The organism is Cytobacillus firmus NBRC 15306, from assembly GCF_001591465.1.
Classification (GTDB): domain Bacteria; phylum Bacillota; class Bacilli; order Bacillales; family Cytobacillaceae; genus Cytobacillus; species Cytobacillus firmus.
In genome coordinates this window covers 19,271-43,348 of record NZ_BCUY01000003.1, presented here as the reverse complement: position 1 = coordinate 43,348, position 24,078 = coordinate 19,271, and the positions used below count along the sequence as shown (strand labels likewise).

Annotated in this window: 22 protein-coding genes; all 22 read left to right on the top strand. The window is 42.7% G+C overall.

Features of this window, described 5'->3' with window-relative positions; all coding sequences use genetic code 11:
- Positions 1 to 99: 99 nt before the first annotated feature.
- Positions 100 to 354, top strand: a complete 255-nt coding sequence (locus BFI01S_RS01475; RefSeq protein WP_048008980.1) for a YlmC/YmxH family sporulation protein — start codon at positions 100 to 102, stop codon at positions 352 to 354.
- A gap of 359 nt (positions 355 to 713) precedes the next feature.
- Positions 714 to 1,616: a dipicolinic acid synthetase subunit A gene (gene dpaA / locus BFI01S_RS01470; RefSeq protein WP_061791024.1), complete on the top strand. Its 903-nt coding sequence runs from the start codon at positions 714 to 716 to the stop codon at positions 1,614 to 1,616.
- Positions 1,613 to 2,212, top strand: a complete 600-nt coding sequence (gene dpaB / locus BFI01S_RS01465) for a dipicolinate synthase subunit B (protein ID WP_061791023.1) — start codon at positions 1,613 to 1,615, stop codon at positions 2,210 to 2,212. Before dpaA ends, dpaB begins: the two co-directional genes overlap by 4 nt.
- 286 nt (positions 2,213 to 2,498) lie before the next feature.
- Entirely contained in the window at positions 2,499 to 3,548 is a 1,050-nt protein-coding gene (gene asd, locus BFI01S_RS01460) for an aspartate-semialdehyde dehydrogenase (protein ID WP_061791022.1), read from the top strand.
- Between the two features lie 41 nt (positions 3,549 to 3,589).
- Positions 3,590 to 4,834 carry an aspartate kinase gene (dapG, locus tag BFI01S_RS01455; protein ID WP_061791021.1) on the top strand — a complete coding sequence of 415 codons (1,245 nt, stop codon included), beginning with the start codon at positions 3,590 to 3,592 and terminating at the stop codon, positions 4,832 to 4,834.
- A 127-nt stretch (positions 4,835 to 4,961) separates the two neighbouring features.
- Entirely contained in the window at positions 4,962 to 5,828 is an 867-nt protein-coding gene (gene dapA, locus BFI01S_RS01450; RefSeq protein WP_061791020.1) for a 4-hydroxy-tetrahydrodipicolinate synthase, read from the top strand.
- A 215-nt stretch (positions 5,829 to 6,043) separates the two neighbouring features.
- Positions 6,044 to 7,711, top strand: coding sequence for a ribonuclease J (locus BFI01S_RS01445; RefSeq protein ID WP_061791019.1), 1,668 nt, complete (start codon positions 6,044 to 6,046; stop codon positions 7,709 to 7,711).
- 127 nt (positions 7,712 to 7,838) lie between these two features.
- Positions 7,839 to 8,591 carry a ClpP family protease gene (locus BFI01S_RS01440; protein ID WP_373682864.1) on the top strand — a complete coding sequence of 251 codons (753 nt, stop codon included), beginning with the start codon at positions 7,839 to 7,841 and terminating at the stop codon, positions 8,589 to 8,591.
- The gene (locus BFI01S_RS01435) at positions 8,588 to 8,809 is read left to right on the top strand and encodes a YlzJ-like family protein (RefSeq protein ID WP_061791018.1); all 222 of its coding nucleotides are present in this window, start codon (positions 8,588 to 8,590) and stop codon (positions 8,807 to 8,809) included. The genes BFI01S_RS01440 and BFI01S_RS01435 overlap by 4 nt, the downstream gene beginning before the upstream one ends.
- Before the next feature lie 164 nt (positions 8,810 to 8,973).
- Positions 8,974 to 11,310 carry a DNA translocase FtsK gene (locus BFI01S_RS01430; protein WP_061791017.1) on the top strand — a complete coding sequence of 779 codons (2,337 nt, stop codon included), beginning with the start codon at positions 8,974 to 8,976 and terminating at the stop codon, positions 11,308 to 11,310.
- A 428-nt stretch (positions 11,311 to 11,738) separates the two neighbouring features.
- Entirely contained in the window at positions 11,739 to 12,464 is a 726-nt protein-coding gene (locus BFI01S_RS01425; protein ID WP_061791016.1) for a GntR family transcriptional regulator, read from the top strand.
- A gap of 72 nt (positions 12,465 to 12,536) precedes the next feature.
- Positions 12,537 to 13,643 (top strand): BMP family lipoprotein, encoded by a 1,107-nt coding sequence (locus BFI01S_RS01420; RefSeq protein WP_035329083.1) that lies wholly within the window; start codon positions 12,537 to 12,539, stop codon positions 13,641 to 13,643.
- Positions 13,644 to 13,879: 236 nt separating this feature from the next.
- Positions 13,880 to 15,415 (top strand): ABC transporter ATP-binding protein, encoded by a 1,536-nt coding sequence (locus BFI01S_RS01415; protein ID WP_061791015.1) that lies wholly within the window; start codon positions 13,880 to 13,882, stop codon positions 15,413 to 15,415.
- Positions 15,408 to 16,454 (top strand): ABC transporter permease, encoded by a 1,047-nt coding sequence (locus BFI01S_RS01410; RefSeq protein WP_061791014.1) that lies wholly within the window; start codon positions 15,408 to 15,410, stop codon positions 16,452 to 16,454. Before BFI01S_RS01415 ends, BFI01S_RS01410 begins: the two co-directional genes overlap by 8 nt.
- Complete coding sequence (locus BFI01S_RS01405; protein WP_035329089.1) at positions 16,455 to 17,414, top strand: ABC transporter permease; 960 nt, start codon at positions 16,455 to 16,457, stop codon at positions 17,412 to 17,414.
- Between the two features lie 285 nt (positions 17,415 to 17,699).
- Entirely contained in the window at positions 17,700 to 18,980 is a 1,281-nt protein-coding gene (yfmF, locus tag BFI01S_RS01400) for an EF-P 5-aminopentanol modification-associated protein YfmF (RefSeq protein WP_061791013.1), read from the top strand.
- On the top strand, positions 18,980 to 20,269 hold the full coding sequence (gene yfmH / locus BFI01S_RS01395; RefSeq protein WP_061791012.1) for an EF-P 5-aminopentanol modification-associated protein YfmH: 1,290 nt from the start codon (positions 18,980 to 18,982) through the stop codon (positions 20,267 to 20,269). The genes yfmF and yfmH overlap by 1 nt, the downstream gene beginning before the upstream one ends.
- Before the next feature lie 58 nt (positions 20,270 to 20,327).
- On the top strand, positions 20,328 to 21,050 hold the full coding sequence (gene ymfI / locus BFI01S_RS01390) for an elongation factor P 5-aminopentanone reductase (RefSeq protein ID WP_061791011.1): 723 nt from the start codon (positions 20,328 to 20,330) through the stop codon (positions 21,048 to 21,050).
- A 115-nt stretch (positions 21,051 to 21,165) separates the two neighbouring features.
- Positions 21,166 to 21,423, top strand: a complete 258-nt coding sequence (locus BFI01S_RS01385) for a DUF3243 domain-containing protein (RefSeq protein ID WP_061791010.1) — start codon at positions 21,166 to 21,168, stop codon at positions 21,421 to 21,423.
- A 234-nt stretch (positions 21,424 to 21,657) separates the two neighbouring features.
- A complete protein-coding gene (locus BFI01S_RS01380; protein ID WP_061791009.1) occupies positions 21,658 to 22,449 on the top strand; it encodes a YmfK family protein in 792 nt (263 codons plus the stop codon).
- Between the two features lie 21 nt (positions 22,450 to 22,470).
- Positions 22,471 to 23,376, top strand: coding sequence for a helix-turn-helix domain-containing protein (locus BFI01S_RS01375; RefSeq protein WP_061791008.1), 906 nt, complete (start codon positions 22,471 to 22,473; stop codon positions 23,374 to 23,376).
- Positions 23,377 to 23,492: 116 nt separating this feature from the next.
- Positions 23,493 to 24,071, top strand: coding sequence for a CDP-diacylglycerol--glycerol-3-phosphate 3-phosphatidyltransferase (gene pgsA, locus BFI01S_RS01370; RefSeq protein WP_061791007.1), 579 nt, complete (start codon positions 23,493 to 23,495; stop codon positions 24,069 to 24,071).
- Positions 24,072 to 24,078 lie beyond the last annotated feature (7 nt).

Genomic DNA, 24,078 nt, shown 5'->3' with positions numbered 1-24,078 from the left:
AACAGCCTGTATCATGCAGGCTGTTTTCTTTTGGCCTGGACTTCTAAAACTCCAGGCTGAACGATAAGAATATAGAGAAGAGAAAAGGAGGGCAGATAAATGAGATTAAGTGAGCTGAGCGGAAAGGAAATTGTGGATGTTAAGCGTGCAGAACGGCTGGGAGTACTCGGGCAGACAGACCTTGAAATAAATGAGAAAAGTGGACAGATTCAGGCATTGCTCATCCCTTCATTAAAGTGGTTCGGCTTCATGCGCCAGGGAGATGAAATCCGGGTTTCATGGCAGCATATCAGGAAGATAGGCAATGACATGATCATTATTGATATCCCGGAATCTGAAGATCAGCAGGAATAGTTTTGAAGGAAGGGCCGGTTTGGTCCTTTTTGTTTTTACCGTTTGAAGTCAACCTCCTTAATCCCTTTAAAAATCCCTTCCATCATTGACCCATTTTCTTTTAAGTGGAAAACTCACCTTTTGCCCCGTTCATACATAAGATGTTGAAGTAGTTCATTACAACAATTCCCTTATGATTATTAATTGAATTGCCGGCCAAAAAATAACGCCACTTTCGTTTAAAGATAATCTGCTTGCAATTGCTGTCTTGTGCAGCTGCTTAGTATAGCGGCGTTGCCGGTGCGAGGATACTTTTTATCAGAGGTGTTTCAAAAATAAATGCTTTCTTAAAAAGAAAGAAAAAAGAAGGTGAGTGTTGCATGCTGACAGGAACCCAAATAGCAGTCATCGGCGGTGATGCAAGGCAGCTCGAAATCATCCGTAAACTGACCGAGCTTGATGCAAAGCTCGCATTAATTGGTTTTGAGCAGCTCGATCATGCGTTCTCTGGTGCAGTAAAAGAAAAAATAGATGAAGTGGACTTTTCCAATATAGACGCGATTATCCTGCCTGTTCCCGGTACGGGTCTGGAGGGTCAGATTGAAACGATTTTTTCCAATGAAAAAGTGATTTTTGAAGAGGAAATTCTCGCCCAGACTCCCGAACACTGTACAGTATATTCCGGCATAACCAATTCATATCTAACCGGTGTAACCAAATCGGCAGACCGCCGTCTTGTTCAATTATTTGAACGGGATGATGTAGCTATTTATAATTCCATCCCAACAGTTGAAGGAACCATCATGATGGCAATCCAGCATACAGATTTCACTATACATGGTTCTAATATTGCCGTAATCGGCCTTGGCAGAGTTGGAATGAGTGTAGCAAGAACCTTTCATGTACTGGGTGCTAAAGTAAAGGTGGGTGCGAGAAAAAGTGAGCACATCGCCAGGATAACGGAAATGGGCCTAACTCCATTTAACCTGAAAGAGATTGAGGATGCGGTAAAAGATGTTGATATTTGCATAAACACAGCTCCCCATTTAGTTGTAACAGCGTCCGTCATATCGAAGATGCCGACACATACGCTGATCATTGACTTGGCTTCAAAGCCCGGAGGAACCGATTTCCGCTACGCAGAAAAACGGGGTGTAAAAGCCCTGCTAGCCCCTGGCCTGCCTGGAATCGTTGCTCCAAAAACCGCCGGACAAATACTGGCGAATGTTCTTTCTCAATTGATTAAGGAAGATTTGCAAAAGAGAAAGGGGAATACAATATGAGTTTGAAAGGAAAAAGAATCGGATTCGGATTAACTGGATCGCATTGCACGTATGATGCAGTGTTCCCGGAAATAGAAAGACTTGTTCTTGCAGGGGCTGAAGTGCTTCCCGTTGTCACCTTTACGGTGAAGAGCACTGAGACCAGATTCGGAAAAGGGGAAGACTGGGTTCAGAGAATAGAAGATCTGACTGGACATAAAGTGATTGATTCAATTGTGAAAGCTGAGCCGCTGGGACCTAAAATCCCTCTTGATTGCATGGTGATTGCCCCGCTTACCGGAAATACTATGAGCAAATTCGCCAATGCCATGACCGATTCGCCCGTGCTGATGGCAGCAAAGGCAACTTTAAGGAACGGGAAGCCAGTCGTGCTGGGAATATCCACAAATGATGCATTGGGTTTAAACGGAGTAAACTTAATGAGACTAATGGCTACCAAAAATATTTATTTTATCCCATATGGCCAGGATGATCCTGTGAAAAAGCCGAATTCAATGGTGGCAAGAATGACAGCATTATCTGATACAGTGCTTCATGCAATGGAAGGCAAGCAGCTTCAGCCGGTTTTAGTGGAAAGATATAAAGACGAGAATTAGCCCCCTATTTTTTCTAGCAAAAATTTTAGTCCTTTAGTGAACGAATATGTTAAAATAAAAATTACTAAGATAACCAACCTCCAAGCTGTGTTTAAAATAATATTAACCTCTTGGAGTATTGACAATATGCTGATAATATAAATGGAAGCCTGCCATTTTTATAATCAGGCAGGAAAACGGCTGCCAATTGACTTTGGCTGCCGTTCTATTGAATTTTGGGCTATTGTTTTTCACTAAAAACTAACTTTGCTAGAAAAATATAATGGTACGGAAGGGGAAAAGAAATTTGGAACAGAAAAAAGGATTTCATGTCGCGGTAGTTGGAGCAACTGGTGCAGTTGGACAGCAAATAATTCAAACACTTGAAAATAGAGATTTTCCGATCTCTCAATTAACCCTTTTATCATCAGCCCGTTCTGCCGGATCAAAGGTAGCATTCAAGGGCCAGGAGTATATGGTTCAGGAAGCAAAGCCAGAGAGCTTTAAAGGTGTGGACATCGCACTATTCAGCGCGGGAGGAAGCGTTTCACAGGAACTGGCTCCTCATGCGGTCGAACATGGTGCCATTGTGGTAGACAACACAAGTGCTTTCCGTATGGATCCCAATGTGCCACTTGTCGTACCTGAAGTGAATGAAGAAGACCTTCATAAGCATAATGGCATTATCGCCAATCCAAACTGTTCAACAATCCAAATGGTTGTTGCACTAAAGCCGGTAAAAGAGAAATTCGGCTTGAAAAAAGTAATTGTTTCTACTTACCAGGCTGTTTCAGGTTCTGGAGCAGCTGCAGTTCAAGAGCTGAATGAGCAGACAAAAGCGATTTTAAATAACGAAGAGTATGAGCCGTCAATTCTTCCGGTAAAGAGCGATAAAAAACATTATCAAATTGCATTCAATGCGATTCCGCAAATTGATAAATTTCAGGATAATGGCTACACGTTTGAAGAAATGAAAATGATCAATGAGACAAAGAAAATCATGCATATGCCAGAGCTGCAAGTGGCTGCTACATGCGTGCGTCTCCCAGTGGCAACCGGACACTCAGAGTCCCTTTATTTTGAAGTGGAATCAGACAGCGTTACGGCAAATGAAGTAAAGAGCCTTCTTGAAAATGCACCTGGAGTTGTCTTGCAGGATGATCCGGATAATCAGATTTATCCGATGCCTGCTGATTGTGTCGGGAAAAACGATGTATTTGTCGGCCGTATCCGCAAAGATTTGGATGAGGATAAAGGCTTCCATATGTGGGTGGTTTCTGATAATCTTCTTAAAGGGGCAGCATGGAATTCCGTGCAGATCGCCGAAAGTTTAATTAATCTGGGAATAGTAAAATAGTTAACGTATTCTCTTCATGCTGAGAGGTTAGAGGTGTTTTAATGAATATCATCGTTCAAAAATATGGAGGCACATCAGTCCGCGACGAGAGCAGCCGCGAGCATGCAATTAAGCATATAAAAAAAGCGCTGGCAGATGGATACAAGGTTGTCGTCGTTGTTTCGGCAATGGGCAGAAAAGGAGATCCATATGCAACTGACACACTGCTTTCGCTGGTTGAAGGCAATAACACCAAAATCAGCAAACGCGAAACGGATCTGCTTTTATCCTGCGGTGAAGTCATCTCAAGTGTTGTATTTTCAAACATGCTAAATGAACATAGAATCACTGCAGCAGCTTTGACTGGGGCACAGGCAGGTTTTAGAACGAATAATGATCATACTAACGCAAAAATTATCGATATGAAATGCGACAGGCTTTTGAAAGAGCTTGAAAATCATGATGTTGTCGTAGTCGCAGGATTTCAGGGTTCTTCTAAAACCGGTGATGTCACAACGATCGGAAGAGGCGGCAGTGATACCTCCGCAGCGGCTCTTGGTGCAGCCCTAAATGCTGAGTGGATTGATATCTTTACAGATGTGGAAGGCATCATGACTGCTGATCCGCGCATAGCTGAAAATGCACGTCCATTATCAGTTGTCACTTATACGGAAGTCTGCAATATGGCGTATCAGGGTGCTAAGGTGATTCACCCTCGTGCTGTCGAGATTGCCATGCAGGCCAAAATTCCGATAAGAATCCGCTCAACCTACTCCGACAGTCTCGGAACACTTGTCACAACTTTAAATAAAGACAGACGCGGAACAGATATTAAAGAGCGTTCGGTAACTGGAATAGCCCATGTTTCCAATGTGACACAAATAAAGGTTCTTGCGAAGAAAGACCAGTATGATCTTCAGTCTGAGGTCTTTAAAGCCATGGCAAACCAGGAGATCAGTGTTGACTTTATCAATATATATCCGAATGGCGTCAACTACACGGTTACGGAAGAAATGACCGATAAAGCGATTAGTATTTTAAAGGGCCTAGGTCATGATCCGCTGGTTGAAAGAGAGTGTGCAAAAGTTTCGGTTGTCGGAGCTGGAATGCAGGGAGTACCCGGTGTGGCCTCGCGAATCGTTACGGCATTGTCCGAGCAGGGAATCCGCATCCTGCAATCAGCAGACAGCCATACAACAATCTGGGTTCTGGTGAAGCAGGCAGATTTGATAAAGTCTGTTAATGCATTGCACGATGCTTTCCGCCTGGAAGAAGATTTAGCGGAATATGAGAGAACAGACATTTAATTTTAGAAAATAACATGTTTAAAGAGGAGAAGAAAGCCATTTTAGCGGTTAACGACGGATTTGCATCCTATTCGGCAGATACGCCCGTTTCTTCCCGTTCTTTTAAACATCTGCTAGGAGTGTAAACATGGTTCTATTTGGCCGAGTATCAACAGCTATGGTAACACCATTCGATAACAAGGGACATATTGATTTCCCTAAGACCACACAGCTTATCAATCATCTTATTGAAAACGGAACAGATTCATTGGTCGTTGCCGGGACAACAGGCGAGTCGCCAACACTTACAAAAGAGGAAAAGCTGGCATTATTCAAACACGCTGTGAAAGCAGCTGACAAACGTGTGCCTGTCATTGCCGGCACCGGAAGCAATAATACGTATGAATCCATTGAATTAACGAAAAAAGCAGAGCAAATGGGTGCAGATGCGATCATGATCGTAGCACCTTATTACAATAAGCCAAATCAGGAAGGGCTTTACCAGCATTTTAAGGCAATTGCGGAAAGCACGAGCCTCCCGGTAATGGTTTATAATATTCCGGGACGATCTTCCGTGAATATTCTGCCTGAAACGATTATCCGCCTTTCCGAAATCTCTAACATCGCGGCAGTGAAAGAAGCAAGCGGAGATCTGAATGCAATGGCCAAAATTATTGCTAATACGGATGATGACTTTATGCTTTACAGCGGCGATGACGGGCTTACTCTTCCATGCATGGCAATTGGCGGGACTGGAATTGTTTCTGTTGCTTCCCATGTAATAGGAAATGAAATGCAGGAAATGATCACAGCTTACCTGAATGGTGAAAATGAAAAAGCTGCAAAAATCCATCAAAAAATTCTTCCGATCATGGAAGGGCTTTTTGCTGCCCCAAGCCCAGTGCCTGTAAAAACAGCGCTGCAGCTTAAAGGGCTGGATGTTGGATCCGTCCGTCTTCCAATGGTTCCGTTAACAGAACAGGAACGCAGTGCAGTTGCTGCTCTATTTAAATAAATGTAAGCTTGCCAACCAGTGCTTTGCTGGTTGGTTTTATTTTATTTATTATATGAAGGACTTATAACGCCCAAAAACCAGAGGCTAATTATATAAAGCCTCAGGAACGTTCAAATAAAGCCCATGTATAAATTTGGTTGTCATGGTTTTACGACTTCAAGTATAATATGGATAACTGATCTTGATCGGCTGAACATACATGGGAGGATAATACATTGAAAAAGAGACAGAATGAAAGCATCAAGCTGGCAGCACTCGGAGGAGTCGGAGAACTTGGAAAGAATATGTACTTGGCAGAGGTGGACGATGATATATATGTCATTGATGCCGGATTAATGTTCCCTGAAAATGAAATGCTCGGAATTGATATCGTGATACCGGATGTTACATATCTAGTTCAAAACAAGGAAAGAGTCAGAGGAATTTTTCTGACACATGGACATGAGGATCATATTGGAGGCCTGTCTTATGTGCTTGCAAAGGTTAATGTACCTGTTTATGGAACAAAGCTGACTCTGGCACTGGCTAAAGCCAAGATGAAGGAACAGGAATACAAAGGCAAAGTACAGTTTATTGAAATCAATTCAGATGCCAGGGTTGAATTTGATTCGGCAGATGTAACTTTTTTTAGAACGAGCCATAGCATACCGGATAGTGTCGGAGTTGCCATACATACATCAGAGGGTGCAATTGTGTATACCGGCGACTTTAAATTCGATCAGGCAGCGACTGACTTATACAAACCTGAAATCGGCAAAATGGCGCGATTAGGGGAGGAAGGAGTTCTTTGCCTTCTATCTGACAGTACAGAAGCAGAAAAGCCAGGCTACACAAGCTCAGAATCGAAAGTGGCCAGAGAGATGACAGCTGCATTCTTCGCTGCTAAGGGGAGAGTCATTGCGTCTTCCTTTGCATCTGACTTAATTCGGATACAGCATATTTTTGATGCAGCGATCGATACAGGCAGGAAAGTGGCAGTGGTGGGCAAAAGTCTGCAGAGAATCTATGATATTGCTCTGCAACTCGGGTATTTGCAGGTAGGAGTAGATGTGATTATTCCTGTCACTGAGATCGGCAAATACAGTGATGACCAAATCGTTGTTCTTACCACGGGTACACAGGGAGAGCCAATCGAAGCCCTTCAAAAAATGGCGAAGCAGTCCCACAGACAGGTCAATATAAAACAGGGTGATACCGTACTACTTGCTGCATCACCTTTAAGAGGAACAGAAGTATTTATTTTCAAAACGATTGATATGCTGTTTAGAGCGGGTGCTGAGGTGATTCCAGGAAAGGGAACCTTTAATACCTCGAGCCATGGCAGTCAGGAAGAACTTAAATTTATGATTAATCTGATGAGTCCCAAATTCTTCATCCCGGTTCATGGTGAGTACCGAATGCTGAAAGCCCATGCTAAAGTTGCTATGGCGTGCGGATTATCAAGCGGACAAATTTTCATCCCGGATAAAGGCGATGTAGCTGAAATCAAGGATGGTGCAATCGTTCCCGGAGGGAAAATCCCATCAGGTAATGTGCTGATTGACGGGATTGGTGTCGGCGATGTCGGCAATATTGTCCTAAGAGACCGGAAGCTGCTTTCTCAGGATGGTGTTTTATTAGTGGTGGTTACTCTTAATAAAAAGGAAAAGAAAATCTCCGCTGGTCCTGAAATCATTACAAGAGGATTTGTATATGTCAGGGAATCAGAAAAACTTCTCGAGGAAGCTGTAAAAATAGTAAGGGAAGCGGTAGAACAGAACCTTGCCAGAGAAGCATTTGACTGGTCTGGGATTAAGCAGGATATGCGTGACAGCCTGAATCAGTATCTGTATGAAAAAACAAAACGCAGACCAATGATCCTTCCGATTCTTATGGAGGGATAACGGTTAGAGCACAGCCCGCATCGATTGCCGGACTGTGCTTTTTGCTCTCGCCCCTCAGGCAATTGCGCGCATGAAAAATGATCACGCGTTAATACTAACAATATATTGCTTGAAGGGAGAAATAAGGATGGAAAACGATATGAAAAATAACCGCAATGAAGGCGGAGAAGGGCAAGAACAGCCGAAAGAGGATAGACCATCTGCCCTTATGGAGAAAATTCAGCAGCTTGGACAAACAAATGTGCCGCAGCTGTCCCAGGATTCCAAAATTCACTGCTTAACCATTGTCGGACAGGTGGAAGGGCATCTTCAGCTTCCGCCGCAAAATAAAACAACAAAATATGAGCATTTAATCCCTCAGATCGTCGCGATTGAGCAAAACCCAAAAATAGAAGGTCTTCTGGTTATCTTGAATACTGTAGGCGGCGATGTGGAAGCCGGGCTGGCAATATCAGAAATGCTTGCATCATTGTCTAAGCCAACAGTCTCCATTGTCCTTGGAGGCGGCCATTCCATTGGTGTTCCTATTGCGGTATCATGCGATTATTCCTTTATTGCAGAGACAGCTACAATGACCATCCATCCTATCAGACTGACCGGCCTGGTAATCGGTGTGCCGCAAACGTTTGAGTATATGGATAAAATGCAGGATCGTGTAATTAATTTTGTAACGAAGCATTCCAATATATCCGAACAGAAATTTAAAGACCTGATGTTTGATAAAGGCAACCTGACCAGGGATATTGGGACGAATGTGGTCGGCAGGGATGCTGTTGAATATGGACTGATTGATGAAGTAGGCGGGGTCGGTCCTGCGCTCGCAAAGCTGAATGAGCTGATTGATATGAATAAACCAAAAGAAGAAGTGATGGTTCAATGATCCTTTATACAATGATGCCGCAAGAACTCATTTACCAAAATGAGCAGGATGATTTCAGCAAGCAGAAAATTGTCTCATATGAAGGAATCCCTCTCCTGGTTGAAATGAATGCAGGACAGGAATGCCGCATTTTAAGAATCATGAGCAGCGACCCTACCCATTATATGGATGAAAGATACACTCCCGGGTCCATGATCACTTTAACGCAGTTAAGCTGATAAATCATTTCAAAAAACAACTTAATTAAGAATCGTTATGATATAATAAAAGTAACTTTAGAAGCAGCCAAAAAATGGCTGCTTCTTCTTTCATAACAGACGTGATGTATTACATAATGGAATTTTGATGATGCTGTTAATAAGAACAATGATAAGGTGATAATATGGCCAAAAGAAAGAAAAGAAAGTCTAAAAAGAACGAAACATTAAAACGGACGATGAAATTTGAATTAATTGCCCTGATTCTACTGGCACTTGCGGTAATATCAATTGCCAGGCTGGGAGCAGTTGGGAATGCAACGGTGCTTTTTTTCCGTTTCTTTATGGGAGAATGGTACATGCTCAGCCTGATTGGACTCGTTATCTTTTCAGGTTATCTGATGTGGAAGAGAGCGCTGCCATACCTGTTCCACACTAAATTAATCGGAGTTTATCTCATCATCAGCTCCCTGCTGCTGCTGAGTCATGTAACATTATTTCAGCTTCTCTCAAATGGAGGGAAGTTTGATGATCCGAGTGTAATAGCTAATACATGGGAACTATTCCGGATGGAAGTCCGGGGAGAAACAAGCACAACCGATTTAGGCGGCGGAATGCTTGGTGCTATTTTTTTCGCTCTCTTTTATTATCTTTTTGATGAAACAGGTTCAAAAATTGTAGCCTTTTTATTAATTATTATCGGATTTGTCCTTATTACAGGAAAAACATTCGGAGATGCTGCAGGGAAAATGATGGCCGCAATTCTGAATTTCTGCAAGAAACAATGGGCTGGTTTTATAGATGATATAAAAGAATGGAAACAAAAAGGCAGAGAGAGACGAGAAGAAAGGCAGTCAAGAAGAGAAGAAGAACAGCACAATCTTCAGCAGGATGAAGAACCTGAAACGGTTATAACGATCAATAATTCTGCTGTACCGGTATCTGAACCAACTCCCGAACCAATAATATCAAGCTTTGCCGAAATAGCTTATCAGGAGGATCCCCTAGCTGGTTCTAATCAGCCTCAGGAAATGGCAGTCACAGAGCCGGAGGATGAGAATGCGCCGCCAATCACGTTCACAGAAGTGGAAAACAAAGACTACGAGCTGCCTCCTATCAGACTTTTAAAGCTGCCAAGGCAAACAGACCAAAGCGGTGAATATGAACTTATCCACGCGAATGCTGCTAAGCTCGAAAGAACATTTCAGAGTTTTGGAGTAAAAGCAAGAGTGACACAGGTTCATTTAGGACCGGCTGTTACAAAATATGAGGTGCATCCTGATGTTGGGGTAAAGGTAAGCAAAATTGTTAGTCTGAATGATGATTTGGCACTTGCGCTGGCTGCAAAGGATATCCGGATCGAAGCACCTATCCCGGGTAAATCAGCTATTGGAATTGAAGTCCCTAACTCTGAAGTGGCGATGGTTTCTCTGCGGGAAGTAATTGAATCCAAACAAAATGACAAGCCGGACTCCAAGCTTATGATCGGGCTTGGCCGTGATATCACCGGAGAAGCTGTCCTTGCAGAACTCAACAAAATGCCCCATCTTCTTGTTGCCGGCGCGACAGGAAGCGGGAAGAGTGTTTGCATTAACGGAATCATTACCAGCATCTTGATGAGGGCAAAACCGCATGAAGTAAAATTAATGATGATTGACCCTAAAATGGTGGAATTGAATGTTTACAATGGGGTGCCTCATTTACTGGCGCCTGTTGTGACAAATCCGAAGAAAGCGGCTCAGGCGCTGCAGAAAGTTGTCAGTGAGATGGAAAGGCGCTATGAGCTTTTCTCCCATACAGGCACAAGAAATATCGAAGGCTACAATGAGTATGTAAAAAGGCATAATGCCGAGGAGGAAGCACAGCAGCCCCTCCTGCCGTATATTGTTGTCATAGTGGACGAGCTTGCAGACTTAATGATGGTAGCATCCTCCGATGTCGAAGACGCAATCACGCGCCTTGCTCAAATGGCACGGGCGGCAGGCATCCATTTAATCATCGCAACCCAGCGTCCGTCAGTGGATGTTATCACAGGTGTAATTAAAGCGAATATACCATCAAGAATTGCGTTTGCTGTTTCATCGATGACAGATTCAAGAACCATTCTGGATATGGGCGGAGCGGAAAAACTTCTGGGAAGAGGAGATATGCTCTTCCTTCCAGTGGGTGCTTCTAAACCAGTCCGTGTACAGGGGGCCTTTCTGTCAGACGAAGAAGTTGAAGAGATAGTGGACTTTGTCATCGGCCAGCAGAAGGCACAATATCAGGAAGAAATGATTCCAGAGGATATCCCGGAAGCGGCGGGAGAAGTGGATGATGATCTTTATGAAGATGCTGTTGAATTGATATTGGAAATGCAGACTGCTTCTGTATCCATGCTTCAGAGGAGATTCAGGATCGGTTATACGAGAGCGGCAAGGCTGATTGACGAAATGGAAGCAAGGGGCATTGTCGGACCATATGAAGGCAGCAAGCCAAGAGCTGTGCTGCAGGGCAAGCCTTCTGAAGAAGCAAGCTCTTAAAATTTATAAGCATGACTTATTAAAAAAATGGCCAGTCTCCGGACGGCTATTTTTTTATGTATTAGGAAGATATATGCCTAAAACTAAGATCAATAAAAATATATAGTTCAAAATGCCATACTACCAAAAGCGCTTACATAAAATGAAAGAGGTCTGGTACTTTCAACTCATCACAAAAGAGGGTTTTTTGTATGGTGCATTATTAGCATAAAACTGAAATGTAATCGTTTTCAGAGTAGTATTATACCAGAAAAAAAGAATTGGTACAGAGGGATTCACAAACATTTTGTTCTTTTCACCTTTTTTCGACAAATTGATAAATTTCTATTTCTTTATTGGGTAAAAAGTGTTATAGTATTTTCGATTAGTAGGAATGATTGAACATCAGAGGTCTGATGTCTTGAGAACTGAAGTTGGAGGAACCCTGCATGTCTATTAAGTCAGATAACCGGCATTTATATTTGCAAGTCATCGATCGATTAAAACAAGACATTGAAGATGGAGTGTATAAAGAAAAAGAAAAGCTTCCGTCCGAATTCGATCTTGCCAAACAGCTTGGTGTAAGCAGAGCTACACTGCGGGAGGCGCTGCGCATTCTTGAAGAAGAAAACGTCATCATCCGCCGTCACGGTGTAGGCACCTTTGTCAATGCAAAGCCGCTTTTTACATCCGGCATCGAACAGCTTAATAGTGTCACAAACATGATTTTGCAGGCAGGGATGAAGCCGGGAACCGTTTTCTTGAGTTCTGTAACTTTGGGACCGACTGAAGATGATATCCGCAGATTCTCATGTGCTTTAGACCAGGAAATTGCCGTGATTGAGCGGGTTAGAACAGCCAATGGTGAACCTGTCGTTTATTGTGTGGATAAAGTTCCTGAGAATATTCTTCCGGACACATTTTCCCACGAACAGGAGTCGATCCTCAACATGCTTGAAGAGGATGCAAACCGGAAAATCACATATGCTGTGGCCCAAATAGAGCCTATTGGCTATCACGAGAAAATTTCCCCTATTCTGGAATGTGACCCGGAAACTGCACTGCTTGTATTAAAGCAAATGCATTTCGATGAATCGGATACTCCGATTCTTTATTCGGTCAATTATTTCAGAGCTGATAAGTTCAGTTTCCATGTCCTCAGGAAGAGAATCTAGCTTTTTGGGATGCACGAAAACATAATCATTCATTCCGCTAATGCAAAAACAATTTCTTAGGGGGTACCAACCTTGAAAAAGCGTAAATTTGGATTGGCGCTATCTTTAGTTCTTGCTGCCGGAACAATTCTGGGTGCTTGCGGCAAAAGTGAAGAAAAAGGCGGAGAAACAGCTGGAGGAGACAATAAAGAAAAAGCATTCTCTGTAGCGATGGTTACAGATGTCGGCGGTGTAGATGATAAATCATTTAACCAATCTGCTTGGGAAGGTTTAAAAGCATTTGGTGAAGAAAATGGACTTGAAAAAGGAAAGGGCGGATTTGACTATCTTCAATCACAGTCAGATGCAGACTATTCTACAAACCTGAATACATTAGCCCGTCAGGACTTTGATCTTGTTTTTGGAATCGGTTTCTTAATGGAAGGTGCAATCAATGAGATTGCCCAGCAGCAAAAAGATTCTCATTTCGGTATCGTTGACGCGGTCGTAGATCAGCCGAACGTAGCAAGCATCATGTTTAAAGAGCAGGAAGCTGCATTCCTTGCAGGTGTTGCTGCAGCAAATGCAACTAAAGAAAACAAAATTGGTTTCATCGGCGGTATGGAAATTCCGGTAATCGAGCGTTTTGAATCTGGATTCCTTGCTGGTGTTCAAGCGGTAAACCCTGATATTAAAGTAGAAGTTCAATATGCTGGAGCATTTGATAAAGCGGAATTAGGCCAGACAATTGCTTCTAAAATGTACTCTTCTGGCGTAGATGTAATCTTCCACGCTGCCGGCGGAACTGGAAACGGTCTGTTCAAGGAAGCTCGTGACCTTAAAAAGAAAGACCCGGCAAGAGAACTTTGGGCAATTGGCGTTGACTCAGATCAGACAGCTGAGGGTGTAGTAGAGATCGATGGCAAAGAGCACAATGTAATCCTTACATCTGCTCTTAAGCGTGTAGACAATGCTGTTAAGGACCTTTCTACAAAGGCTAAAGACGGCAGCTTCCCTGGCGGAGAAACAACTACTTACGGATTGGCTGAAGACGGTGTAGGCCTTGCTCCTATCAACCCGGAAGTATCAACAAAAGCAGAAATCGAAGGTGCAGTTAAAGAATGGCAGGAAAAGATCAAGAATGGTGACCTGACTGTTCCATCTTCAAAAGATGAACTGGCTTCTTTCTCAGTGGAATAATTAATGTTAAGGAATAAGCAGGTTGCACTGCGGCCTCTTATTCCTTTTTTAAGATATTAAAAGTTTAAATGAAGGACAGAATAAATTCTGTATTTCACTTAGATTTTTAATGCACTAATTATTTTTTCATATTATTTAGAAGCTTGGCTTTTTTAGCCAGGTTTTTCTAAGAAATTCCAAGGTCTGACCTCTAACTACTAATGATTTCCTTATATTTTGAGCAAGGAGTGAAACAAATGGATTATGTTATTGAAATGCTCAACATTCGCAAGGAGTTTCCTGGAATCGTTGCAAATGATAATATCACACTTCAGCTGAAACCAGGTGAAATTCATGCGCTGCTTGGCGAAAATGGTGCAGGCAAGTCAACGTTGATGAACGTCCTTTTTGGCCTTTATCAGCCTGAAAAGGGTGAAATCAAAGTTAAAGGAAAACCGGTGCGCATCACCGACCCTAATATAGCCAACGACCTGGGCATCGGAATGGTCCACCAGCATTTCATGCTTGTAGACCGTTTCACTGTCACTGAAAATATTATTCTAGGAAAAGAAACAACCAAAGGCGGAAAAATAGATATTAAAAAGGCTGAAAAAGAAGTGAGGGAGATTTCCGAGCGATATGGACTTGCTGTTGACCCTCAGGCTAAAATTTCGGATATTTCAGTAGGAATGCAGCAGAGGGTGGAGATCTTAAAGACTCTCTATCGGGGTGCTGAAATCCTTATTTTTGATGAACCTACTGCTGTTCTGACTCCGCAGGAAATTAAAGAGTTAATCCAGATTATGAAAACCCTGATTCAGGAAGGCAAATCTATTATTTTAATCACTCACAAGCTGAAGGAAATAATGGAAGTGTGTGATCGGGTAACTGTTATCCGCAAAGGAGTTGGGATCGGAACAGTAAATGTCACTGAAACCAACCCGAATGAACTTGCCAGCTTAATGGTGGGTAGGGAAGTTACTTTTAAAACAGATAAAACAGACTCTACCCCGCAGGAGCAGGTGCTTGAGATTCAAGGATTAAATGTGAAAGATTCACGGGGTCTGGGTGTAGTTAATAATCTAAACCTTAATGTACGCGCAGGTGAAATAGTGGGTATTGCCGGTGTAGACGGAAATGGACAGTCAGAGTTAATTGAAGCGATTACCGGTTTGAGGAAGTCTGAAAGCGGTTCAATTAAATTGAATGGCAAAGAAATCGCGAATATGCCTCCGCGTAAAGTTACGGAGACAGGCGTAGGGCATATTCCTCAGGACCGCCATAAGCATGGACTTGTTCTCGATTTCCCTATTGGAGAAAATATGGTTTTGCAATCTTATTATAAAGCTCCATTCTCTAATAAAGGAGTTCTCAACTTTAAAGAAATTTACAGCAAAGCAAAAAAGCTTATAAAAGAATTTGACGTCAGAACTCCGAGTGAGTTTACTCTTGCCAGGGCACTTTCCGGCGGTAACCAGCAGAAAGCCATTATCGGACGTGAAATTGACCGCAATCCGGATCTCCTGATTGCTGCTCAGCCGACACGGGGTCTTGATGTTGGTGCAATTGAATATATTCATAGGCGTCTGATAGAACAGCGCGACCAGGGGAAAGCAGTGCTGCTTATTTCATTTGAATTAGATGAGATTATGAATGTCAGCGACCGGATTGCTGTTATTTATGAGGGTGAAATTGTAGCGGTAGTTGACCCGAAACAAACAACAGAACAAGAATTAGGTTTATTGATGGCCGGTTCTAAACGGAAGGAAGCGGGTGGCGAAAACCATGTCTAATCGCATGAAGAATATTGTCGTACCTCTAGTTGCCGTTCTCCTCGGGGTATTAGTAGGGACAATCATTATGATAGCAACAGGATATAATGCCGGATCTGCATTTATTGCCCTATGGAACGGTGCTTTCGGAGAAATCTACTACACTGGTGAAGTAATCAGACAGGTGACTCCTTATATTCTTGCCGGTTTGGCGGTTGCATTTGCTTTCCGTACTGGCTTATTTAATATCGGTGTTGAAGGGCAGCTGATCGTCGGGTGGCTTGCAGCTGTTTGGGTAGGGGTTGCATTTGAACTCCCAAAATTCATCCATCTGCCGCTCGCGGTTCTCGCAGCAGCTGCGGCTGGTGCACTGTGGGCATTCATACCGGGCCTTTTGAAAGCCAAGTTTAAAGTGCATGAAGTAATTGTCACGATTATGATGAACTATGTGGCCTTGCATGTAACCAACTATATAATCCGTACAGTTCTTTCAGAAAAAAGTGACCGGACAGAAATGATTGCAGAATCTGCATCATTGCGTTCTCCGTTTCTAGAGGGATTAACTGATTATTCCCGCCTGCACTGGGGGATTTTAATTGCTTTAGTATGTGTGTTTATTATGTGGTTCCTATTGGAAAAAACAACAAAGGGTTACGAATTGCGCGCTGTAGGCTTTAACCAGCATGCATCTGATTATGCAGGCATGAGCGTCAGCAGAAACATCATCCTATCAATGGTCATCTCAGGAGCATTTGCAGGTCTTGCGGGTGCGATGGAAGCTTTGGGTACATTCGGCTATGCAGCCATTAAGGGCGGATTTACCGGTGTAGGCTTTGACGGTATTGCGGTAGCATTATTAGGCGGCAATGGTCCAATTGGAATTATTTTTGCAGCATTGCTATTCGGAAGCTTGAAAGTTGGCGCCTTGAACATGCCGCTTGAGGCTGGAGTTCCAAATGAACTGGTTGATATCATCATTGCTCTTATTGTTTTCTTTGTTGCAGCAAGCTACATGATTCGCATCTTAATTGACCGTATCAGCAAAAAGGGGGTGAAGTAAGTGGGCTTAATGGAGATCTTATTAATTATTATTCCATCAACTTTGCTATGGGCAGCCCCGCTTATTTTCACTGGTTTGGGCGGAAACTTTTCAGAAAGCTCCGGTGTTGTAAATATTGGTTTAGAGGGCTTGATGGTAATTGGAGCATTCACTGCCATTGTCTTTAACCTTACGTTTGTTGATGTATTTGGCAGTATGACTCCATGGGTTGCATTACTTGCAGCTATGGTTGTTGGAGCTTTACTATCCATCCTGCATGCTGTTGCTTCTATTACGTTTAGAGCAGACCAGGTTGTGTCAGGGGTAGCGATTAACCTTCTTGCAATTGGTGCAGCACTGTTCCTGGTTAAATTCATTTATGGAAAAGGCCAGACAGATATTATTCAAAAAGGGTTCAGCAAAGTGGATATTCCATTTTTGAGCGACATACCTGTTATCGGCAAATTGTTCTTCTCAAACACGTATTATACTTCATTCGTTGCCATCGCTGTTGCATTTCTGGCCTGGTTTGTGATGTTTAAAACCCCATTCGGGCTAAGGCTTCGGGCGGTTGGTGAACATCCAATGGCTGCCGATACAATGGGTATCAATGTAACAAGGATGAGATATATTGGGGTATTAATCTCCGGAGCACTTGCAGGAATAGGCGGCGGGGTGTACGCACAATCGATTTCTTCAGATTTCGGGCATGCGACCATCAGCGGACAGGGCTTTATGGCTCTGGCGGCATTGATCTTTGGTAAGTGGCATCCGCTTGGTGTTATGGGTGCGGCTTTATTCTTCGGATTTGCGCAAAGCTTGAGCATCATCGGCTCCAGCCTTCCATTCCTTGAGAATATTCCAAATGTATATCTTCTCATTGCACCATATGTATTAACGATTCTGGCATTAACAGGTTTCATCGGACGTGCCGATGCTCCAAAAGCATCTGGTACTCCTTATATAAAAGGAAAGCGTTAAAAAGCAAAGCCTCATTTCTTCTCGGAAATGGGGTTTTTTTGCTCAGATTTATTGTGGGAGTTCGCTCACTCATTTACAAGCCGCTAGCGCTTATCATATATATAAACCTTCCAATACAGCCAATAACTTGAAATAAAGAAATAGGGCAAGGTATAGTAAGAATATGATTTATTACAAAGGACATTATAGAAGATAGCAGCAAAGTGTTTACATACAGGGGATGTTCCCTCTTTTTACTATTGACTGTACTTTGGACTCATTAATTTACTGACAGGAGGAAAAGACATGGCCGTAATCTCTGAAACCGTAAAACCCATGAATGGCTATAAACTTCACGTGGTTAAAACTGAGAAATATAAAACCAATACCCTGGTTTGGAAAATGAAAGCCCCGCTGGAGAAGAGTACTGTTACATTAAGATCCCTTTTGCCTCATGTATTGCAAAGCAGCAGCTCGTCCTACCCTGCGACTGGAAAACTGCGTGCTTACCTTGATGAATTATATGGTGCAACTCTTTTCGTAGATCTGGCCAAAAAGGGCGAGTATCATGTCATTACCATTTCAGTTGAAATTGCAAACGAAAAATTTCTTTCAGATCCAACTCCTCTTTTGAAAAAAGCGTTCCAATTTTTAGCGGAAATTCTGACAAAGCCAAATGTGCATGAAGGCGCTTTTGATCCGGATACAGTTGAAAAAGAAAAAAGGACGCTTAAACAGAGAATTCAATCCGTTTACGATGATAAAATGCGCTATTCCAATTATCGGCTGGTTCAGGAAATGTGCAAAAATGAACCGTATGCACTGCACGTGCATGGCGAAAAAGAAGATGTGGACAGTATCACTCCTCAAAGCCTTTATGAATATTATCAGCAGGCATTGGAGCAGGACGAACTCGATTTATATGTTATTGGTGATGTGGAAGAGGCAGATGCCGAAGCATATGCAGGTGAACTATTAACTTTTGAGAAGAGAACACCCCAGGCAGCCCCTTCATCCCCTGTTAATACCAGGGAATCTGTAAACGAAGTCCGGGAAGAACAGGATGTGAAGCAGGGGAAACTAAATATCGGCTACCGCACAAATGTCGTTTACGGTGACCCGGAATATTATGCGCTTCAGGTGTTCAATGGAATCTTCGGTGGTTTTTCTCATTCAAAACTGTTTTTGAACGTCAGGGAAAAAGCCAGTCTCGCATACTACGTAGCCAGCCGTCTCGAAAGCCATAAAGGGTTAATGATGGTAATGTCAGGAATTGATAACAACAACTATGACCAGGCTGTGAGTATTATTAAAGAACAACTGGAAGCCATGCAAAACGGTGACTTTACAGAACAGGAAATGGAACAGACCAAAGCTGTCATTAAAAATCAGCTTCTGGAGACTGTTGATACAGCACGCGGAATTGTCGAGGTTCTTTACCATAATGTTGTTTCAGGAAAAGAAATTACCCTTCAAACCTGGATGGATGAAATGGATAAGGTAACAAAAGAGGAAATTGCCGCAACAGCCAAAAAGGTAAGTTTGGATACTGTGTATTTTCTGACAGGAAAGGAGGCGGGCAAGTAATGGAAAAAATCACTTTCGACCAGCTTCAGGAAGAACTGTATTATGAAAAACTTGATAATGGTCTGGATGTATATATTTTGCCGAAAAAGGGATTTAACAAGACCTATGCCACCTTTACAACAAAGTACGGTTCAATCGATAACCATTTCCTGCCCCCCGGAAAAGAGGAGTTTATAAAAGTTCCGGATGGGATTGCCCACTTTTTGGAGCATAAGCTCTTTGAAAAAGAGGACGGGGATGTGTTCCAGCAATTCAGCAAGCAGGGAGCATCTGCTAATGCTTTTACCTCTTTTACAAGGACAGCTTATCTATTTTCCAGCACGTCAAATGTAGAGTTGAACCTTGAAACGCTGATTGATTTTGTGCAGGACCCATATTTTACAGAGAAGACCGTTGAAAAAGAAAAAGGCATCATCGGCCAGGAAATCACCATGTATGATGACAATCCTGACTGGCGCTTATATTTTGGTTTAATTGAAAATATGTTCAAAAATCATCCTGTAAAAATCGATATCGCAGGTACGATTGAGTCCATTTCCCACATCACAAAAGATATGCTGTATGAATGCTATGAAACGTTCTACCACCCAAGCAACATGCTGCTGTTCATCGTTGGACCTGTTGATCCGGATCAGATTATGTCTCAGGTGAAGGATAATCAAAGCAAGAAGGATTATAAAGAGATGCCGGAAATCAAACGCCAATTCGAGGAAGAGCCGCCTGAAGCGGCCGAAAAGAAAAAAGTACTGGAGATGAATGTCCAGACCTCTAAGTGCCTGGTGGGGATCAAGAGCAGTACCCCAAATCAGTCCGGCAAAGAAATGCTGATAAATGAAATGAGTCTGAATGTGCTGCTGGATATTTTATTTGGTAAAAGCTCTGAGCATTACAGCACACTGTATAATGAAGGATTAATTGATGACACATTCTCCTATGATTATACACAGGAGCAGGGCTTTGGCTTTGCCATGGTAGGCGGAGACACAAACGATCCTGACCGTTTGGCTGAAACGCTGCAAAAGATGCTGCTCGATTCAAGGGAAAAGGGAGCAATTTCGCAGGAAACTCTTGATCGGACAAAAAAGAAGAAAATAGGTGCATTCCTGCGGGCTGTCAATTCACCGGAATATATCGCCAACCAATTTACCCGGTATGCTTTTAATGAAATGGATCTATTCGATGTTGTGCCGACCCTTGAAAGCATCACGCTTGAGGATGTGGAAAATGCGGCTGGAAATTTGATAAGTGAAGATCGGTTTACGGTTTGCCAGGTTGTCCCTAAGAAATAAGAAGCAGTTTCTGCAAAGCGCCATTAAATGGCGCTTTGCTATTTTCGGGAGGATTGAAATGAAGAAATTTGCATTAATAACTGGAGCGAGCGGAGGAATCGGCCAGGCAGTCAGCGTCAAGCTGGCAGAAGAAGGCTATTCGCTTTATTTGCATTACAATCAAAATGAGGAGGGGATCAACAGGCTTCTGGACCGCCTGCAAAGGTATGGCGGAGAATTTTTTCCGATTCAGGCAGACATGTCTGTACCAGGCGGGTTTAAAAAAATTATTCCTAATATATTTTCACTTGATGCTATTATCCATAATAGCGGAACAGCTCAATATGGACTTCTTACTGAAATACAGCAAACGGAAATGGAAGCTCTGATGAACCTTCATGTGACCTCGCCGCTTCTCCTGACGAAAGAGCTTCTGCCGAAACTTTTATCAAAGGGGAGCGGAAATATCGTATTGGTTTCCTCGATATGGGGCCAGACGGGTGCCGCTTGTGAAGTTGCTTACTCGGCTGCAAAGGGTGCCCAAATTGCTTTTGCAAAAGCTTTAAGCAAGGAGGTTGCCCTGAACGGGGTGAGGGTTAATGCTATTGCCCCGGGAGCCGTTGAGACGGACATGCTGAAGGATTTTACTGAAGAAGAGCTTGAAGCTGTAAAAAGTGAAATTCCTATGGGCAGGCTTGCCTTGCCTGCTGACATAGCCAACGCCATTTCCTTTCTTCTTTCGGAAAATGCCTCGTATATTACCGGGCAGGTCATGGCTGTGAATGGAGGCTGGTATACGTAACTGTCAATCGTTCAAAGAAGTGTCACATATTTTTTGAGTCATGTCTATGTGCATGCATATTTTATTCAGCCCCTAAGCACAATATAATTGTACAACATTTAAAGGAGGCAAAATTATGTCTGTACTAGAAAACTGGCAGCAATGGAAAGATTTCCTTGGCGATCGTCTTCATCAGGGAATGGATCAGGGAATGAATAAGGAAACAGTAAATGACCTTGCTTATCAAATCGGCGATTATTTAGCCAAGCAAGTGGAGCCAAAGAATGACCAGGAAAAAATCCTGGCTGATCTCTGGTCTGTAGCAAGCCCTGATGAGCAGCATGCCATTGCCAATATGATGGTAAAGCTTGTTCAAAACGACGGTACTCGCTAAGAAAATAATAGTTATCAGTGAAAGGAGAGGATTACCTCTCTTTTCGCTTTTTCCCCAAAAACAATTCCTTTCCGGCCAAACGGGTTTTTCCTTTCATATTGGCAAAAAATCATATATTATAGAACCTAGATGAAAATTTAGGATAAGTTTAATAAAATTTTACATACAAAAATGAGTTGCAATTACATATAAAATGCGCAGATACGTGCGCATCATGCAGGAGGAGGTTTTCCGGTGGAGAAAATAGAATGGTATTTGGAATATGAAATCCAAAAGAATCGTCCCGGCTTGCTTGGTGACATTTCTTCCCTGCTGGGTATGCTTTCCATTAATATAGTCACGATCAATGGAGTGGATGAAGGCCGCAGAGGCTTGCTGATTTTGGCTAAAGACCATGAACAGATTGAACGCCTGAAGTCCATTCTTAATACAATGGACACGATTAAAGTGATTAAGCTCCGTGAGCCTAAGCTGAGGGACCGGCTGGCCGTGCGCCATGGAAGATATATTCAAAGGGATGCCGACGATAAAAAAACGTTCAGGTTCGTCAGGGACGAGCTTGGGCTATTAGTTGATTTCATGGCCGAATTATTTAAACAGGAAGGGCACAAGCTAATAGGGATCAGGGGAATGCCAAGGGTTGGAAAAACAGAATCCATAGTCGCTTCAAGTGTCTGTGCGAACAAACGCTGGCTATTTGTTTCATCCACGCTGCTAAAGCAGACGATTCGAAATCAGCTGATTGAGGATGAATATAATGAAGACAATTTGTTTATAATTGACGGAATTGTCTCAACCAGACGTGCCAACGAACGGCACTGGCAGCTCGTCCGGGAAATTATGCGCCTCCCGGCAGTTAAGGTAGTAGAGCATCCGGATATTTTTGTGCAAAACACTGAATACTCTCTTAATGATTTTGATTATATTATAGAGCTTCGTCACGACCATGATGAAGAGATAACATATGATGTGGTAGAGAAGAACAATATGTTCTCTGAACCTGATTTTGGAGGCTTTGATTTTTAGTAAGTTGGAAGGTGTTGTAAATTGACAGAACTAGGTAATCGGTTAAAAGAAGCGCGGCTGGCTAAAGATATGAACCTTGACGATCTGCAAAAGGTCACAAAAATACAAAAACGCTATTTAGTGGGAATTGAAGAGGGCGATTATAGCATGATGCCCGGAAAGTTTTATGTCAGGGCATTTATAAAACAGTACGCTGAAGCGGTTGGAATTGAACCGGAAGAAATTTTCGAACAGTATAAAGATGATATTCCGTCACAGGTGAATGATGATATCCCGGAAAAGCTATCGCGCGTTCAATCCAGGAAAGATCTTTCCGGCAGGACTTCAAAAGTATTCGATATTCTTCCAAAGGTTCTCATTGGCGTCTTCATTGTTGGCCTCATTGCGGTCCTATACAATTTTCTGGGGGCCAAAGATCAGGCGGATAATGAAGAGAAGCCCTCAGATCTGACTGATGAACAGACAGTTATAGAAGAGTCTGAAAACCTTGCCGAAAATAAAAAAGATGAATCAGCAGAAAAGAAAGAAGAATCTGCTGACAAAGATGCTGCTGAGGAAAATGGCAAGGACCAAGAAGCTGAGGAAGAGCCAAAGCAGGAGGTTGCTGTGGTTCAATCCAGCGGAAATGGAACCGTTTATGAATTGAAAAATGCGGACAAGTTTGAACTGGAGGTTTTGTCTACAGGAGAAACTTGGGTGAATATCAAGAACGGCAAAGGGGATTCCCTCTTCCAGGGAATGCTGACTGCGGATGGGAAGAAAAGCCAGAAGGTAGACTTTTCAAAGGAAACGGAAGCTTCCATTGTAGTCGGAAATTCGACCCAAACTGAAATCTTTGTAAACGGCGAAAAAATTGAGTATAAGGTGCCGCCTTCACAATCCGTCAAGCAGGATATAACCATAAAGTACGCGCCGAAGTCCGAATAGTCATCTTTAGATGACTATTTTCGCTTTTTATGTAAAAATTATCAGAAAAAGGATTGCAGCAAATGTCTTAAACTTTTTCTGCAAGAAGCTTCATTTATTATACTTGGAGGTAAAACATGAATCTGCCAAATAAAATTACAGTGTCCCGTATCTTGCTGATACCAATATTTCTGCTCGTCATGCTCGTCCCTCTTTCATGGGGAAATGTAGAATTATTAGGAGCTGAAATGCCCGTTACCCATCTGATTGGAGCTCTTATTTTTATTATTGCTTCAGTTACCGATTGGGTCGACGGCTACTTTGCCCGCAAATACAATCTGGTTACAAACCTGGGCAAGTTTCTTGATCCGCTTGCAGACAAGCTTCTTGTCTCTGCAGCATTAATTGTACTGGTTGATCTTGGTCTGGCTCCATCATGGATTGTCATTATTATAATCAGCCGGGAATTTGCTGTAACAGGTTTAAGGCTTGTTCTGGCGGGGGAAGGAGAAGTAGTCGCAGCTAATCAGCTTGGCAAAATTAAAACCTGGGCTCAAATCGTGGCCATTTCTGCTCTGCTTTTACATAATATTATTTTTGAAATGGTTTCAATCCGGTTTGACCTGATTGCCCTATGGGTTGCGATGTTCTTTACGATCTGGTCTGGCTGGGACTACTTTGCTAAAAACAAGCAGGCCTTCATTAACTCAAAATAATTACTTT